The 14,924-nt window shown below is 66.5% G+C and carries 13 protein-coding genes and 1 pseudogene; 9 read left to right on the forward strand and 5 right to left on the reverse strand.

Annotation, left to right across the window (positions count from 1 at the left end; all coding sequences use genetic code 11):
* Positions 1-2,081, forward strand: a pseudogene (locus Q0996_RS18980) (chromosome partitioning protein ParA); the annotation flags it as partial.
* Between the two features lie 60 nt (positions 2,082-2,141).
* Here the strand turns inward: Q0996_RS18980 and Q0996_RS18985 are convergent.
* Entirely contained in the window at positions 2,142-2,918 is a 777-nt protein-coding gene (locus tag Q0996_RS18985) for a response regulator (protein ID WP_299623386.1), read from the reverse strand.
* The gene (locus tag Q0996_RS18990; RefSeq protein WP_299623388.1) at positions 2,911-6,714 is read right to left on the reverse strand and encodes an ATP-binding protein; all 3,804 of its coding nucleotides are present in this window, start codon (positions 6,712-6,714) and stop codon (positions 2,911-2,913) included. Before Q0996_RS18990 ends, Q0996_RS18985 begins: the two co-directional genes overlap by 8 nt.
* A 516-nt stretch (positions 6,715-7,230) precedes the next feature.
* Here Q0996_RS18990 and Q0996_RS18995 point away from each other — a divergent pair.
* From Q0996_RS18995 to Q0996_RS19020, 6 genes are all read left to right on the forward strand, one after another.
* Complete coding sequence (locus tag Q0996_RS18995; protein WP_299623390.1) at positions 7,231-7,623, forward strand: AtpZ/AtpI family protein; 393 nt, start codon at positions 7,231-7,233, stop codon at positions 7,621-7,623.
* 10 nt (positions 7,624-7,633) lie between these two features.
* On the forward strand, positions 7,634-8,383 hold the full coding sequence (locus Q0996_RS19000; protein ID WP_299623393.1) for a F0F1 ATP synthase subunit A: 750 nt from the start codon (positions 7,634-7,636) through the stop codon (positions 8,381-8,383).
* Between the two features lie 74 nt (positions 8,384-8,457).
* Positions 8,458-8,682 (forward strand): F0F1 ATP synthase subunit C, encoded by a 225-nt coding sequence (locus tag Q0996_RS19005; protein WP_193367353.1) that lies wholly within the window; start codon positions 8,458-8,460, stop codon positions 8,680-8,682.
* A 106-nt stretch (positions 8,683-8,788) separates the two neighbouring features.
* Positions 8,789-9,295: a F0F1 ATP synthase subunit B' gene (locus Q0996_RS19010; protein ID WP_299623399.1), complete on the forward strand. Its 507-nt coding sequence runs from the start codon at positions 8,789-8,791 to the stop codon at positions 9,293-9,295.
* Positions 9,295-9,777 carry an ATP F0F1 synthase subunit B gene (locus Q0996_RS19015; protein WP_299623402.1) on the forward strand — a complete coding sequence of 161 codons (483 nt, stop codon included), beginning with the start codon at positions 9,295-9,297 and terminating at the stop codon, positions 9,775-9,777. Before Q0996_RS19010 ends, Q0996_RS19015 begins: the two co-directional genes overlap by 1 nt.
* A 121-nt stretch (positions 9,778-9,898) precedes the next feature.
* The gene (locus Q0996_RS19020; RefSeq protein WP_299623405.1) at positions 9,899-10,384 is read left to right on the forward strand and encodes a hypothetical protein; all 486 of its coding nucleotides are present in this window, start codon (positions 9,899-9,901) and stop codon (positions 10,382-10,384) included.
* A gap of 30 nt (positions 10,385-10,414) precedes the next feature.
* On the opposite strand, the gene Q0996_RS19025 is transcribed toward Q0996_RS19020, so the two are convergent.
* Entirely contained in the window at positions 10,415-10,849 is a 435-nt protein-coding gene (locus Q0996_RS19025) for a GFA family protein (RefSeq protein WP_299623408.1), read from the reverse strand.
* Between the two features lie 213 nt (positions 10,850-11,062).
* Between Q0996_RS19025 and Q0996_RS19030 the strand changes: the two genes are divergently transcribed.
* Positions 11,063-12,151, forward strand: coding sequence for a metal-dependent hydrolase (locus tag Q0996_RS19030; protein WP_299623409.1), 1,089 nt, complete (start codon positions 11,063-11,065; stop codon positions 12,149-12,151).
* Between the two features lie 43 nt (positions 12,152-12,194).
* Here Q0996_RS19030 and Q0996_RS19035 read toward each other — a convergent pair whose 3' ends face one another.
* Together Q0996_RS19035 and Q0996_RS19040 are read right to left on the reverse strand one after the other, a co-directional pair.
* Positions 12,195-12,950, reverse strand: coding sequence for a tellurite resistance TerB family protein (locus Q0996_RS19035; protein WP_299623412.1), 756 nt, complete (start codon positions 12,948-12,950; stop codon positions 12,195-12,197).
* Between the two features lie 82 nt (positions 12,951-13,032).
* Complete coding sequence (locus Q0996_RS19040) at positions 13,033-13,665, reverse strand: Pr6Pr family membrane protein (protein ID WP_299623415.1); 633 nt, start codon at positions 13,663-13,665, stop codon at positions 13,033-13,035.
* Between the two features lie 182 nt (positions 13,666-13,847).
* On the opposite strand from Q0996_RS19040, the gene Q0996_RS19045 reads away from it, so the two are divergent.
* Positions 13,848-14,792: a ribose-phosphate pyrophosphokinase gene (locus Q0996_RS19045; protein ID WP_299623418.1), complete on the forward strand. Its 945-nt coding sequence runs from the start codon at positions 13,848-13,850 to the stop codon at positions 14,790-14,792.
* Positions 14,793-14,924: the final 132 nt, after the last annotated feature.

A 14,924-nucleotide genomic window follows, 5' to 3' on the forward strand; every position in this document is an offset into this window, starting at 1 on the left:
CCGCCGCCGCCGAAGCCACCGCAGCCGCGCGGCAGCGGGAAAGCGAGTCGCGCGGGCGCCTGCGCGAGCAGGAAGCGGGCCAGGCCAAGCTGGAGGCGGAAATCTCCGCCCTCACCGCCCTGCTGGAGCCCGCGGAATCGGACATGTGGCCGCCGGTGGTGGACGCCGTCACCGTGGCGCCGGGCTACGAGGCCGCCCTGGGGGCGGCGCTGGGCGACGACCTCAGCGTGTCCGCCGACGAGGCGGCGCCGGTGCACTGGCAGCAGTTGCCCGGCCTCGATCTGGCCCCGCCCCTGCCCGCCGGGGCCGAGGCCCTGTCGGCTGCGGTTCAGGGCCCGGCGGCCCTCGATCGGCGGCTGTCACAGATCGGTGTCGTCGCTGACCGGGAATCCGGGGCCCGCCTGCAGGCGTTGCTGCGGCCGGGCCAGCGCCTGGTGACCAAAGCGGGCGACCTCTGGCGCTGGGACGGTTTCACCGCCAAGGCCGATGCGCCGACCACCGCCGCGCAGCGGATGGCCCAGCGCAACCGCCTGGCCGGGCTGCGCGAGGACCTGCAGCAGGTTCAGCGGGAGACCGCCCGGGCCGCGGCAGACCACGGCGCGCTGGAAGCGGCCGTCGAACAGGCCGCCCAGGCCGAGCGCGCTGCCCGGGCCGGCGAGACCGAAGCCTTCGATGCGGCCAGTACCGCACGGCAGCAGCACGGCGAGCTGGTCCAGAAGGCCAATGCCCTCGCCGCGCGGCTGGCCGGCCTGGACGAAAGCCTGACGCGCCTGGGTAGCGACGAGCAGGAGTCCGAGGGGGCGCTGACCCAGGCCCGCGGCGAGCAGGCCGCCCTGCCCGACCTCAACCTCGAGCATCAGCGCGCCGACGAGCTGCGCGAAAGCCTGGCCGGGGCCCGCGACGGCCTGGTCGAACGCCAGGGCCAGCTCGATCAGCTCAAGCGCGAGGCCGAAGGCCGCCAGCGCCGGCTGTTGGACATTGCCGCCGAATACCAATCCTGGCAGCGCCGCGCCGAAGAAGCCAAGACCCATCTTCAGGACCTGGAGACCCGGCGCCAGGCGACCGAGGAAGAAATCGAGACCCTGGCGGCGGTACCCCTCGCCCTGGCCGAGCGCCGCGAGGCCCTGGCCGACCTCATCGAGGAGGCCGAGGGCCGGCGCCGTGCAGCGGCCGATGCCCTGGCCGCCGGGGAAACCCGGCTCAGCGAGGCGGACAAAGCCCTGAAAGCCGAAGAGGCCCGCCTGACCGGTGCCCGCGAAAACCGCATCCGTTGCGAGGGGGCGGTCTCCCAGGGGCGCCAAAGCCTGGAGACCGTGGTCGAGAAGGTGCGCGAGAAACTCGGCTGCGCCCTCGATCAGGCCCTCGCGGTCGCCGAGGTCGATCCCGAGAAGGAATTGCCGCGGCGCGACGACCTGGAGACCAAGCTGGCCCGCCTGATCCGTGAGCGCGAGAACCTGGGCGCGGTCAATCTGCGCGCCGAGGCCGAAGCCCGCGAACTGGACGAGCAGATCGCCGGCATGCAGTCGGAGCGCAGCGACCTCATCGCCGCCATCGGCCGCCTCCGCCAGGGCATCGCCAGCCTCAACCGCGAGGGCCGGGAACGGCTGCTGGCCGCCTTCGAAGCGGTGAACAGCCATTTCGCCGAGCTCTTCGTGCGCCTCTTCGGCGGCGGCCGGGCGCATCTGAAGCTCACGGAGTCGGAGGATCCGCTGGCCGCCGGCCTGGAGATCATGGCCAGCCCGCCGGGCAAGCGCCTGCAGGTGATGTCCCTGCTGTCGGGCGGCGAGCAGGCCCTGACCGCCCTGGCGCTGCTCTTCGCCGTCTTCCTGACCAACCCGGCGCCGATCTGCGTGCTGGACGAGGTCGATGCGCCGCTGGACGACGCCAATGTCGACCGCTTCTGCACACTGGTGGAGGAGCTGACCAAGTCGACGGAGACCCGCTTCCTGATCATCACCCACCACCGCATGACCATGGCCCGGGTCGACCGCCTGTTCGGCGTCACCATGGCCGAACGCGGCATCAGCCAACTGGTCTCGGTCGACCTTCAGGCCGCCGAAAGCCTGCGGGAAAGCGCGTAGAATTCTTCAGGTTTTGGCGGGGTGCGGGCTGGAACCGCTTCGACGTAAGTCGAAAACGCTCTACGACGACTCGCTGGACGATGGCCGGTTGGCCTGGACCACCGTGAGGTACTCTGCGGTGCTGTTCGATTCGCACTTGGTGATCAGGCGGCCGATCATGTCTTCGGTCAGCTCGGTACCGGCGCCCAACAGCAGCGCCCCGTTCTTTCCGTAGAGGTTCTCCACCAGCATCATTCCCGGCTGGATCTTGCTGTAGTGGACCCGGCGCCCGTCGCCCATGGCAAGGGCAGGGTCGGCTTCGCAGTTGCCCTTCAGCACCCAGGACTTGCGGCCGTCCGTTTGCTTGTCCTCGGTCTTCGGCCGCCTTTTCATGGCCGGCATCGGCGCATCGGTCACCGGCAGGTCTTCGACCTTGGCCTTGGGGACCTCGATGGCGGCGTAGGTTGGTGCCGGCTTCAGGTCGATCTTGCGGGTCAGGGCATAGCTCATGCGGTCCTTGAGCTGCGCCTTCGACACCGGCTTGGTGAGCAGCGCCGTGACGTCCAGCTCGCTGGCCAGCTTGACTACGTCCATATCGGCATGGCCGGTCAGGATCAGCACCGGAAAGCCGCGTTCCAGGATCGTCTCTCCGGTCCGCACCGACTTCAGCAGCTCCAGGCCCGTCAAACCGCCCATCTGCTGGTCGAGGATCAGGGCCCCGTCGATGAACTTCAGCGCCATGGCCGCTTCCCGGCCGTCGTGCACCGCCCGGGCATTGAACCCCAGTTGCTGCAGCATGCGCGTCATGAGAGAGCGCACGAAATCCTGGTCGTCTGCGATGAGAATGGACTTAGGCACTTCGCCGCTCCCCTTCCCCGATCAGGCCGCCGGCCTGAAGATGGGCCCTGAGACGCTCGGTCTCGGTGTCCAGGCCATCGATCAGCCCTTGCAGCCGGTCCCAATCGGCGTCTTCCGCCTGGTGTTCGAGGTCCTGGCAGATCTCCGCAAGCACCGGGGCCATGCCGTAGCGCGCGGTTCCCTTGGCCGCATGGGCCGCCGCCCGCAGCGCCACCGCCTCGCGGCGCTGCCAGGGGCCATGGACACCGGCCAGGGCCTGCTGCCAGTTCTCGAAGAATTCCAGGATCAGGGCGTCGATGGTCTCGTCGTCGTCTTCGCCGATCAGCTCGGCCAGGCCTTGGCGGTCGATGGGCGGGCCGCCCGCTGCCGCCTCCGCCGGGGCGGTCTCCGACTCCTCTGGCGCCTGCTCGGCCTGGGCTCGCTGAGGGGCCGGATTCCACCACTGCTCCAGGGCCCTCGACAGCTCCGAGAGGCCGACCGGCTTGGACAGATAGGCGTCCATGCCGGCGTCGTAGCAGCGCTGGGCATCGCCGGTGACGGCATTGGCCGTGAGCGCGATGATGACGCTGCGCGGCCGCCCGGCCGCCTCCAGCCCGCGGATTGCGGTGCTGAGCTCAAAGCCGTCCATCACCGGCATCGAACAGTCGGTGATCACCAGGTCGTAGCTGCGCTGGTCGAGCAGGTCGAGGGCCTCGCGGCCATGCTCGGCGAGATCGCAGTCGGCGCCGAGGCGGCGGAGCTGGCGCCGGAGCACGAGCTGGTTCATGGGCTGGTCTTCGACGATCAGGATCTTCGGGGCCTGGCCGGGCTCGAACACCTGGTAGCCGCCCTGGTCGGCGCTTGCTTCTTCAGCGAGCCGCTGGCTGCGGGCTTTGTCGTCGCCAAGGATTGCATGAGAGGCGCTGACCGCGCTCAGCGGCTTGGCGGCAAGGATCACACCGTGATGGAACAGAGCGCGGCGGCGGCGGTCGGCTTGGTTGTCGGAGGTCAGGGCGAAGACCCGGGAATAGCCGGCCTTGTAGCCTTCAATCACGGCCTCCTGCTCCGGATCGAGCGCATCCCAGTCGACGAAGAGGCTGCGCCGGCGATGCGTGTCGTCGCAGTGCGTGCCCATCAGCTCCCGGGCCTCCGCAACGCATTGCACCTCGGCCCCGGCGGCCAGAAGATCCGGAACCAGGCCCTCCGGCAGGTCGCCCTCGGGGAACAGCAGGCAGATACTGTGGTTCTCCAGCGACCAGACTTCGGGGTCGCCCCAATCGACCACGGTGGCCGGCAGAAAGGCTACGAAGCTGCTGCCTGCCTCGGGCTGGGCAAAGCACTTGACGTCGCCGCCATGGAGCGCCACCAGGCGCTGGGCGATGGTCAGGCCCAGGCCGGTGCCGCCGAAGTTGCGCGCCGTGGAACCGCTTTCCTGGCCGAAGGGCTTGAACAGGTTTTCCGCCTGCTCCGGATCGAAGCCGATGCCGGTGTCGTCGACGGAAAAGCAAAGCTGCGCCGTCGCGTCGTCCAGCCGGTCCGCAAAGAGCGAGATTGCGATGCGGCCCTTTGCGGTGAACTTGATGGCGTTGCCGACGAGGTTGGAGAGCACCTGGCGCAGGCGCATTTCATCGGCTCTGATGGTGCGGGGAACCCGTGCGTCCACCGCGGTGGAGAGGGTGAGGCCCTTGTCGCGCGCGGCGGCGAAGAAGATCGACTGAACGTCCTCCACCATGACCGCCGGATCGAACTCGGTCATGTCGAGCACCAGCTCGTCGGCCTCGATCTTGGAGAAGTCGAGGGTGTTGCCGATGATCCCGAGGAGCGCCTTGCCGGCGGTCATGGAAGCCTCGACCAGGTCGGACTGTTCGCGCTCCAACTTGTCTTCGCTCAGCAGTTCCAGGTTCGCGATGACCCCGGACAGGGGGGTCCGCAGCTCGTGGCTCATATGGGCCAGGAAGGCGGACTTCGACTCGGACGCCCGTTCCGCCGCCTCGCGCAGGCGATCGGTACGGAAGTCCGAGACGATCCTGGTGATCGCCTGAACGATGGGCGCCAGTTCCGACGCCAATTGGTCGTCAAACCCGCCTTTGCGGTTGGCCAGCGCGACCTCGCCCAGAATCTCGTCTTCCAGCGTCAGCGGCAGGATCATCACGTTGTCCATGGCCAGGTGGCCACAGGGCACGCCGGTGGAGGCGGGGTGGCGGCGCGGGTTGTTGGCGATCAGCACCTCGCCGGTACGCAGCGGTACGCCGCGCAGGTTGTCGGTGTTACGGAACTCCATGCCGCCCGTGGCAGCACTCTCGTACCAGCGGCGGGTTTCGTCGTCCCAGGCGATGTTGGAGATGGCCAGCGTCCTCAGGTAGGGCTTGCCCTCCTCATCCTCCAGCTTCTCCGCGATCAGGCCGTAGACCGAACCGCTGAGATCGAGGATCTTCTCCAGAAGCTCCTCGAAGGCGAGGCGGTTGCGGGTCTGGTTCAGATAGATCGAGTGGGCATCGTTGACAGCCGCCAGGATCGCCGTGCGCCGCTGGTCCTTGCGGGCGAGCAGAACCTGGTCGGTCACTTCGTTCAGAGAGGAACGGATTGCCGTGCGATCCCCCCATTCGATCTGCTGTGAGGACATGTCGGCATAGATCATCTTGCCGTCGACGCGGCGCGCCGGCACCCGCCGCGCCGTCCGCGACTGCCCCGACTCCTTGACGTGGCGCCACTGCTCCAGGGTCCTGGCCTGGGCATCTCCATGGACGAACTCCGCCAGGGAGCGGCCGCGCAGCTCGGTCCCGTGATAGAGCCCGATCATCTGGGCCGCCGCGTCGTTGGCGAAAAGGACAATGCCGAGGTCGTGAATGATGACCCCGTCGATGGCATCCTCGATGAGTGAACGGAAGCGGTGTTCCTGCTTGCGGCCGAAGTCTTCGCGCTCGTGCAGCAGCCGGACCATCACGACCATGGCGGCCAGGGAAAGCGCCAGCGCAATGCCGATGGCAAGCAACGCCATCAGCCAATCGGCGAGAATGGCCCCTCTGCCGAGACTGGCCGTGGCCACCAGAGGCCAGCCCGGCACCGGCGCGACGGCTGTCAGCACCTCGTCGCCGGCGGTGTTGGTCTCCGTGAATACCTCGGCTTGAGACATCAAACCGGCGGTGAGTCCGGCCAACTGGGGCTCTTGATCCGACGTGGCCCCGCCATCGTCCGCAGGCCGGGCAACGGCAACGAGGGTGCCGGCGGCGGTCACGATCCGGCGTTGAATGGGCAGTTCGTTGCCGTGGGCAAACTGCTCGGCGAAGTAGGACGGCAGAACCGACATCATCACAGTGCCGAGAAAGTCGCCCTCCGGTGACGACAGGCGCCGCGAGGTGAGCAGGATCCGGCGCCCGCGAAGGCGCCCCTCGACCGGTTCGCTGAGATAGGTTCCACGGATCTGACCATCCCGATGCGCCGTGAAGTAAGGCCGCTTGGAAATGTCCAGCCCGCTGAGCATGGTGCTGCCGTCGGAAAGAACCACCCCCCTGACGGTCCCTGCGCTGTCGGTGTAGCCCGCGCCGCCGATGTGAGGCGCGGAACTGGCGGCCGCCCCCAACACGGCAAGGGCGTCCCGGTCGAGTTCCTCAGTCCACTGGATGTTTTGCAGGACTTCGTCTTCAAGGTGCTGGAGCTGGACGTCGACCAGGCGCATGGCCTGGGCGATCTGCTCGGCCGTCGCCTGCGCATCCACGGCCAGGGTCGCCTCCTCGTGCGCGATGGTTCGCTCATAGGAAACCCAGGCCAGAAAGCCGAAGATTCCGACCTGGGCGGCAAAAACCAGCGCGAGGGCCACGGGCCTGGATATGCTAGGCATTGTTACCTAAGCTTGTTTTTCTCTATCGATTCCAACACTCATAAAAGAAAAATTCTAAACAACAGATAAACCATACAACTATATCAACCGATGGTTTGATTAGCGGAACGTTCTGTGCCGGATTTCTTGGGTTCCGGGCGAGGGGCTGGGGGCGGAAGCCTCCGGGCTGCCGGCCGCGCCCGCGGGGCGGCAGGCGGTGTGAAGTCGATCCTGCGCAACCCGCCGCCGCCCCCTCGCCCGTGCGCGATCACGGCGAAGAAACCGCCGTTTCGCGAGCACCGTAAAACGCCCTCGCGGGCCGTGGAAACGGTCCCAGATTCGACAGCGGAAACCGCGTGAACGCGGCCTCTCGAATCGGCCCGAGACACTAGGAGAACAGCGGGTTTCTTCGCCTTGACAGGGGGAAGGAGTCTTCATACTGTGCGCGCGAATTCAGCTCAGACCTCCATCAATCCTTGGGGAGAACGGTCACCCGGCGAGTGGTAGATAAGGCGCATGCAAGACGACTCTCCACCGCCATCCCTCGACAAGCTGGACGAAAGACTCCGCGCGGCGAAAGCCAAGCGGCGCAGCGCAGAAGCCACCTCCACAGAGCGGGGAAAGGGACTGGCCTTTGCGATGCGGATTGGGGTGGAGATCGTTGCCGCGCTCATCGTCGGCGTTGCGATCGGTTACTTCCTCGATCGGTGGCTGGGAACCAAACCCTGGTTTCTGCTGCTGTTTTTCGTTCTCGGCGCGGCCGCGGGATTCATGAACGTGTTCAGGGTTGTCGGTGGTTTGGGCGGACAGGTCGGATACCGCAATAAGAGCGAACCAACCGGGTCCGAGAATGGGCGAGACCCTGCCGAAGGGCAGGATCCGGCCGATAGGCGAAATGGGGACGGGTAAGGGTTAGAAGATGGCTGAAGGCGGCGGCGCGCATAGCCCCCTCGAGCAGTTCGAGATCAAGAGTCTCCTGACGACGCTGGAGCCGGGGGAGACGATGGGCTTGGTGACCTTCACCAACTCCTCGCTGATGATGGTGGCGACGCTTGTCCTGATCACGGCTTTCCTCATTCTCGGCATGCGCCGCGGCGCCCTGGTGCCGGGCCGCATGCAAAGTCTGGCGGAGTTGTCCTACGAGTTTATCGCCGGGCTGATATCGGACACCGTGGGCTCGGAGGGCCGGCGCTATTTCCCCATCGTCTTCACCCTCTTCATGTTCATCCTGTTCGGCAATCTGCTGGGGATGATCCCCTACAGCTTCACCTTCACCAGCCACATCATCGTCACCTTCGCCCTGGCCCTCATTGTGTTCATCGGGGTGACCATCCTCGCCTTCGTGAAGCACGGGATGCACTTCTTCTCCTTCTTCGTGCCGCCCGGCGCGCCGGTCGCCATGTGGCCACTGCTGATCCCGATCGAGGTGATCTCCTACCTCTCGCGCCCGATCAGCCTTTCGGTGCGACTCTTCGCCAACATGCTGGCGGGCCACACCCTCCTGAAGGTCATCGCCGGCTTCATCGGCCTATTGGGCGTCTTCGGCGTTCTGCCTTTCGCCCTGGTGGTGGCGCTGACCGGCCTGGAGATCCTCATCGCCTTTCTGCAGGCCTATGTCTTCGCGATTCTGACCTGCCTCTACATCAACGACGCGCTGCATCTGCACTGAGTTCGGGGACCCGCGGGTCAGCGCCTTCCATCGACACCCCCCTCACCTAGGTTACCGTAAAGGGAGCATCTACAATGGAACTTGAAGCCGCCAAAGTGATCGGCGCGGGCCTGGCCGTTATCGGCGTCATCGGCTCGGGAATCGGCATCGGCAGCATCTTCTCCTCCTTCATCGTCGCCGTCGGCCGCAACCCGGCAGCGCGCGGTGAGGTCTTCACCATGACCATGCTGGGCTTCGCCCTGGTCGAAGCCATCGCGCTCTTCGCGCTGGTCATCGCGCTGCTGATTCTGTTCGGCTAGCGGCCCGCGGAACCGTCTTCCGGCGGCCCCACGGGACCCGCCGGCAGGGCGGCTCTACCGGCAGGCCGATTGGCCGGCCTATTGACTGAGTGAGAGGACGCGGGCCATGCCCCAACTCGATCCCACCGTTTGGCCGACCCAGCTTTTCTGGCTGGCGGTGACCTTCATCGCCCTCTACCTGATCGTCTGGCGGGTGGCGCTGCCGCGCATCGCCGATGTTCTGGAGGCAAGGCAGCGCAAGCTGGACGACGACCTGAAGAAGGCGACGGCGCTGAAGGAAGAAGCGGAACAGATCCTGGCGGACTACGAGAAGCTGCGGGCCGACGCCCAGGCCTCGGCCCACGAGGTCCTGAAGACCGCCAACGACGCCCTAAAGGCCGAGGCCGAGCAGCAAACCGCGGCCCTGGCCGCCAAGCTGGCCGCCCAGACCGAGGAAGCCGAAGCCCGCATCGCCGCCGCCAAGGCGAGCGCCCTTTCCAGCCTTGAGGGCACGGTCAGCGAGGTGGTGATGGCCGCCACCGAAAAGCTGATCGGCGTCAAGGCCGGGGCCCAGGAGGTGGACCGGGCGGTGAGCGACGTCATGGGAAGCCAGGCCAAGGGAGGCGGGGGCTGATGTTGAACGACCCGACATTCTGGGTGGCGGTCGCCTTCGTCCTCTTCATGGTTCTGATGTACTGGAAGGCGCGCAAGCCGATGCTCGACGGGCTGGATTCCCGGGCCGAGCGCATCAAGGCGGAGCTTGACGAGGCCCAGCGCCTGCGCGAGGAAGCGCAGAAGACCCTGGCGGAGTACAAGCGCAAGCAGCGCGACGCCGCCAAGGAGGCCGAGGAGATGCTGGAAAGCGCCAAGCACGAGGCCGAACTGCTGCGCAACCAAGCCAGCGAGGACCTGAAGGCGGTGCTGGCGCGCCGCGAGCGCGCAGCCCTGGAGAAGATCGCCCAGGCCGAGACCCAGGCGGTGCAGGAGGTGCGCGCCCAGGCCGTCGACATCGCCATGGCGGCCACCGCCAAGCTGCTGACCGACAGCGTCGACCCGGCCCGAGACCAGGCCATGGTCGACCAGGCCATCAAGGACCTCAGCGCCAAGCTGCACTGAGCGGCGACCGCAAAGAGCCAAACAAGCGCCCGGCCCGCACGACGTGGACCGGGCGCTTTGCTTTGTGCATTTGTCGGGGGTGCGAGGCAGCGATGCCAAAGAAGCGGACCAGAGAGATCTGATGAGATTCCAAGACCTCGCAACGCCGACCGGTGGGGTGCTCGCCTGCCGGATTTTTGCGAATCCCCACATTGGTCTGGTGCCGACCCTGTTCTTCGACATCGCAATCGAGCTGAGCCCCTTCGAGTTCGACGGCATTCTGGAGAAGACGTCGGTACGCCTTGATTTTATCAGGTTTGAAGTGCGAAGCCTGGATGAGCTCTCAGGCAAACGGTTTGTCTTCCCTACAAATCCGGAGGACGGCTATATCGACGGCTCGATCTACCTCGGACACGCCCACAATCCGGCAGATGCAACCGAGATCGCCTTTGGTCCGCTCGGCAAGGCAAGCGTGGAAACCACCCTAAAGATCCAGTTCGACTTCACTTATGAAGGTGTCAGTGAGGCGCTGGGCAAACCCTCCGTTCTTTGGCGTGTGCCCCTTCGCTTTGACCGCGCCGGAATCGACAAGGTATTCGCAGAAGCACACTCCAGGATTTGGCGCTAACAGCTCCATCTACGCTGCTGGGGCGGAACACTACCCCTCGTCCGGCGGTGGGGCGTAGAGGGCGAAGACCTCGGGGCCGGTCATGTCCTTGGTCTCGTTGGCGAAGGCGTAGAACTCCGGCTTTTCGTCGATGAAGATCTGAGTCTCCAGCGTGAAGCCGTCCTGATCGTCGAAGAGGCCGGCGCAGAGGTGATGCTCGCCGGAGCCGACCAGCCGGTAGAAGAGATTGCTGCCGCAGGTCTTGCAGAAGGCCCGCTCGGCCCAGTCGGAGGAGCGGTAGACGCCGATCCGCTCCTCGCCCTCGATGGCGAGGTCTCTGCCGGCGTCAAAGGCCAGGATCGGACCGCCGGTCCAGCGCCGGCACATGCTGCAGTGGCAGGCGCCGACCTCCCTCTGGCCGCCAGGTATCGTGATCTTCACCGCCCCGCAGAGGCAGCGTCCCGTCGCTTTGCTGTCGTCCGACATCCCGGTCTCCGTGACTGATTGCAGGGTGAGTTGAGGTTTCCCGTCTTTCTATCAGACAGCCCTCGCATCTGTCGAAACGGCGGCACCGCCAGGTGCATCTTTGCCCCAGGGGCCTCGAGGGATCTCGGCCCGTGACAAAGCCCCGGGGCGTCCTATATCTCTCTGAGACCTGACACCCCTTCGCCCCTCCCCGAAAGAGAGACCGCCTGCCCCATGGACTCCGTGACCCAGTTCGCCCTTGGCGCCGCCGTCGGCGCGGCCGCCCTGGGCCCGCGGATCGGGCCGCGCAAGGCGGCCCTTGCCGGCGGTCTGCTGGGGACCGTTCCGGACCTCGACGTGCTCTTTCCCTTCGAGGACCCCATCGACTCCTTCACCCTGCACCGCGGGGCCAGCCACTCCTTTTTCGTCCAGGCCCTGGCGGCGCCGCTGTTCGGGGAAGCGATGGTGCGGCTGTTCAAGGGGCTGCGCGACCAACGCCTGCAAACCTATCTCGCCGTCTACCTGATCTTCGTCACCCACGCGGTGATCGACGCGCTGACGATCTACGGCACCCGGGTGTTCTGGCCGCTGATTCGCGACCCGGTGGGCAGCGGTTCGATCTTCATCATCGACCCGCTCTACTCCTTGCCGCTGCTGTTCGTCGTGATCTGGGCCTTCTTCAAGGGCAATTGGTCGCGGCGTTTCGGCCTCTCCGTCGTCACGGCTTTGGCGCTCTCTACCGCCTATCTGGGCTGGGGCCTGATAGCGCAGCAGGTGGTGAAGGAGCGGGCCGCCGCGGTGCTGGCGGAGGCCGGCGTGGTGCCGGAGCGGCTGATGGCCAGCCCCACGCCCTTCAACTCCCTGTTCTGGAAGGCCATCGCCGTCGACGGGGAGCGCTACATCAACCTCTATCTGCCGCTTTTCGGTTCCCGAGATCAGGTGACGGCCTATGTCCACCCGCGCGGGACCGAACGTCTGGGCTGTCTGGAAGGCTCGGAAGCCCTGGCCAAGCTGGCGGCCTTCAGCGACGGCTTCTTTCGCATCGAGGCCGAGGGCGGCGAGATCCTGGTCTCGGACCTGCGCATGGGCATGACCCCCAACTACGTCTTTCGCTTCGCCATCGCCAAGGACGGCGATGCGGGGCCGGTGGAGATGGCGCCGGAGCGCCGGCGCACCACACGCAGCGCCGCCGGCGACACCCAATGGCTGTTCGCCAACCTCTCCGGCGAGGCGATGCTGCGCCCGGCGGAGGCGCCCATGGTCGTCGACCTCTCGGGACCGCTGCACCTCGCCGAACGCGAAATCCCGCAAGAGACCTGCTGAGGGATAGGTGCACCGCCGGCGGAGCACCGGCGACGAAGCGCGATCACGCCGTGGCGGCGGCGGCCTGGCCCTCCAGGTGGGTGACCAGATCCATCGGCAGGGAGAGGCGGCTGGCCAGGCCCTCCAGATAGGCCTGTTCCATGGGATGATCGGGGTCGATGGCGAGGCGGGAGGCGAGATAGAGCTCGGCCGCCTGCTCCGGCCCCTCGGCCAGGTTTGCGATGTCCTGCAGGCTCGGCGGGCTGGCCAGGGCATCGAAGACGAAAGCCTTGTCCTCGGCCTCCAGGGGCAGCTCGCCGACCCGGTCGAAGATCTGCTTCTGTTCGTCCGGGCCGATATGCCCGTCGGCATTGGCCGCCGCGATCATCGCCATGACCAGGGCCAGCTCGAAAGGCCGGCCGTCGCGCGCCGGCGCCGTCGCCGGCAGGAACTTCGAGCCCGCCGGCGGCGCCTCGGGCGCCGGATCGGCGGCGGGCGCGGCCCCGGGCGTTCCCCCCTGCGGGGCGGGTTGCTGGGGTGCCTGCTGGCCGGACTGCCAGTTGCTGTAGGCGCGGTAGGCGAGCGCACCCAGCGCCGCGGCACCGCCGTAGCCGACCACGCCGCCGGCCACTTTGCCGACCGTCTTGCGAGCCTTCTTGTTCCCCAGAAGAAGACCCAGCACACCGCCGGCGGCCAGTCCGCCGGCCACACCGCCTAATCCGCTGTTGGCCAGCTTGCCCTTGGCGCTCTGAACGGCGCCGCCGGCGCTGGCGGCCGCGTCGGGGCCGAGAAACTGCTCAAGAAGGTTCTGGGGATTCATGCTCTGCCTCTCGAAATGTCTGGTTGATAGATAGGAACGGGCGGCCCCAAAGGCAATCGACCGGCCGGTCCAATAGGCTTCGCTAGGGCGCTTCCACCTGCCGGCGGCGCCGGCCAAGCAGCCGGTCTAGGACCACGAAGCCGGCCCCGAGGGCGACGAAGGCCAGGGTGAACCAGGCGGCGGTCAGCAGCACCTGGCCGTAGCCATAGCGATCGACATTGAGGAAGAAGTAGGGATAGCGGCCGGTCAGTTCTCCCCGAACCAGGACGTAGCCGAAATAGACCAGCGGCAGGGCGAGCCAGGGAAGCACCGAAGCGAAACGCAGCCGGCCCTTCGGCACGACGGTCAGCCAGAGCGCCAGCATGCCCAAGGGAACGACATAGTGCAGCAGCAGGTTGGTGACGAAGAAGATGCCCCTGGGGTTGTGATCGGCGCTGAGCAGGATTTCGTAGGCCAGGCCGACGAAGACGATGAGATAGGTGACGGCAGTGACGAGGGAGATCCGGGCATCGCTCCAAGCCTTGTCGATCCTGACCGCGACGTTCAGGCAGACGGCGGAGAGCACAAGATGGGTCCAGATGGAAAAGAAGCCCAGCATGGAAACCAGCGCCGGGCCGACACCGCCGCGCCGATCGATGTTCAGCCAGAACTGCAGCGACAGGGTCGCGGCGGAGAGCAGGCCGAGGAGCGCGAATGATAGGCGGGTTCCGGGCATGCGGGCCTCTCGAAGGTCACTGCGCCAGGATCTTGTGGCGCCCCAAAGGTTGTCAAGCTGCCGGCCCGGCGCCTGATAGCGGCCTCTTCATGACGACCTTCCTCATAGCGGATGCCAATCCAGGCGCGATGGGCTAGAAGAGGCGTGCCGCCTCAACGCCTCCCGTCAGCCATCGGAACCCCATGACAAATTCGATCCGAATCATCAGCGGTTCGGCCCATCCGGCCTTCGCCGCCCAGGTTTGCCGTCATCTCGGCGTCGAGCTTTGCAAGACCCGCGTCGTGCGCTTTTCCAACGAGAACATCCTGGTGCAGATCGAAGAGAACGTGCGCGAGAGCGACGCCTTCGTGATCCAGCCCTCCTGCCCGCCGGTCTCCGACGGAATCGTCGAGCTGCTGATCACCATCGATGCGCTGAAGCACGCCTCGGCGCGGCGGATCACCGCGGTGCTGCCCTACTTCCCCTATGCCCGTTCCGACAAGAAGGACCAGCCGCGGATCTCCATTACCGCCCGGCTGATGGCGGACCTGCTGGAGACCGCCGGCGCCGACCGGGTGCTGACCATGGACCTCCATTCGCCGCAGGTGCAGGGCTTCTTCCGCATCCCCGTGGACCAGCTTCAGGCGGGCCCCATCCTCTGCGATCACCTGCGCAACACCCGTGACCTCAGCGACTTCGTTCTGGTCGCCGGGGACGTCGGTGAGGCCAAAGAGATCGGCGGCTACGCCAACCGCCTCAACCTGCCGATCGCCATCGTCGACAAGCGCCGCGACGGCGACGACGAGAAGCCGCGGGCAGTGGCGCTGATCGGCGATGTCGCCGGCAAGCGGGCGCTGATCGTCGACGACGAGATCGCCAGCGGCGGCACCCTGATGGAAGCGACAGCCTATCTGCTGAACCAGGGCGCCACGGCGGTGGAGGCGGCGGCGGTGCACCCTGTCCTCTCGGGCCAATCCGTTGAGCGGATCGCCGAGTCGCCGCTGGGTTCGCTGGTGGTCTCCGACAGCATTCCCCTGGCGCCTGAGAAGCGGATCGACAAGATCGAGACCTGTTCGGTTACCCAGCTCTTCGCCGACGCCATCAAGGCGATCCACAGCGGCTCCAGCATTTCCACCCTGTTCCGCTAGAGCAGATCCTGGTTCGATGGAATCGCGGGAGCGATCCATCGGACCAGGTGAATCTGCTCTAATTCTTAAGTGTAGAGCGGATTCACATGTTTAGACGCAAACACGGAAGTGTTTCCGTCTAAACATGATCCG

Origin of the sequence: Pelagibius sp., from assembly GCF_028289705.1 — a bacterium.
Classification (GTDB): domain Bacteria; phylum Pseudomonadota; class Alphaproteobacteria; order Kiloniellales; family Kiloniellaceae; genus Pelagibius.

Excerpts from the sequence above, each read along its gene's own strand:
- Q0996_RS18995 (WP_299623390.1), top strand. The coding sequence starts at position 7,231 with ATGCAAGACGACTCTCCACCGCCATCCCTCGACAAGCTGGACGAAAGA.
- Q0996_RS19000 (WP_299623393.1), top strand. The coding sequence starts at position 7,634 with ATGGCTGAAGGCGGCGGCGCGCATAGCCCCCTCGAGCAGTTCGAGATC.
- Q0996_RS19005 (WP_193367353.1), top strand. The coding sequence starts at position 8,458 with ATGGAACTTGAAGCCGCCAAAGTGATCGGCGCGGGCCTGGCCGTTATC.
- Q0996_RS19010 (WP_299623399.1), top strand. The coding sequence starts at position 8,789 with ATGCCCCAACTCGATCCCACCGTTTGGCCGACCCAGCTTTTCTGGCTG.
- Q0996_RS19015 (WP_299623402.1), top strand. The coding sequence starts at position 9,295 with ATGTTGAACGACCCGACATTCTGGGTGGCGGTCGCCTTCGTCCTCTTC.
- Q0996_RS19020 (WP_299623405.1), top strand. The coding sequence starts at position 9,899 with ATGAGATTCCAAGACCTCGCAACGCCGACCGGTGGGGTGCTCGCCTGC.
- Q0996_RS19025 (WP_299623408.1), bottom strand. The coding sequence starts at position 10,849 with ATGTCGGACGACAGCAAAGCGACGGGACGCTGCCTCTGCGGGGCGGTG.
- Q0996_RS19030 (WP_299623409.1), top strand. The coding sequence starts at position 11,063 with ATGGACTCCGTGACCCAGTTCGCCCTTGGCGCCGCCGTCGGCGCGGCC.
- Q0996_RS19035 (WP_299623412.1), bottom strand. The coding sequence starts at position 12,950 with ATGAATCCCCAGAACCTTCTTGAGCAGTTTCTCGGCCCCGACGCGGCC.
- Q0996_RS19040 (WP_299623415.1), bottom strand. The coding sequence starts at position 13,665 with ATGCCCGGAACCCGCCTATCATTCGCGCTCCTCGGCCTGCTCTCCGCC.
- Q0996_RS19045 (WP_299623418.1), top strand. The coding sequence starts at position 13,848 with ATGACAAATTCGATCCGAATCATCAGCGGTTCGGCCCATCCGGCCTTC.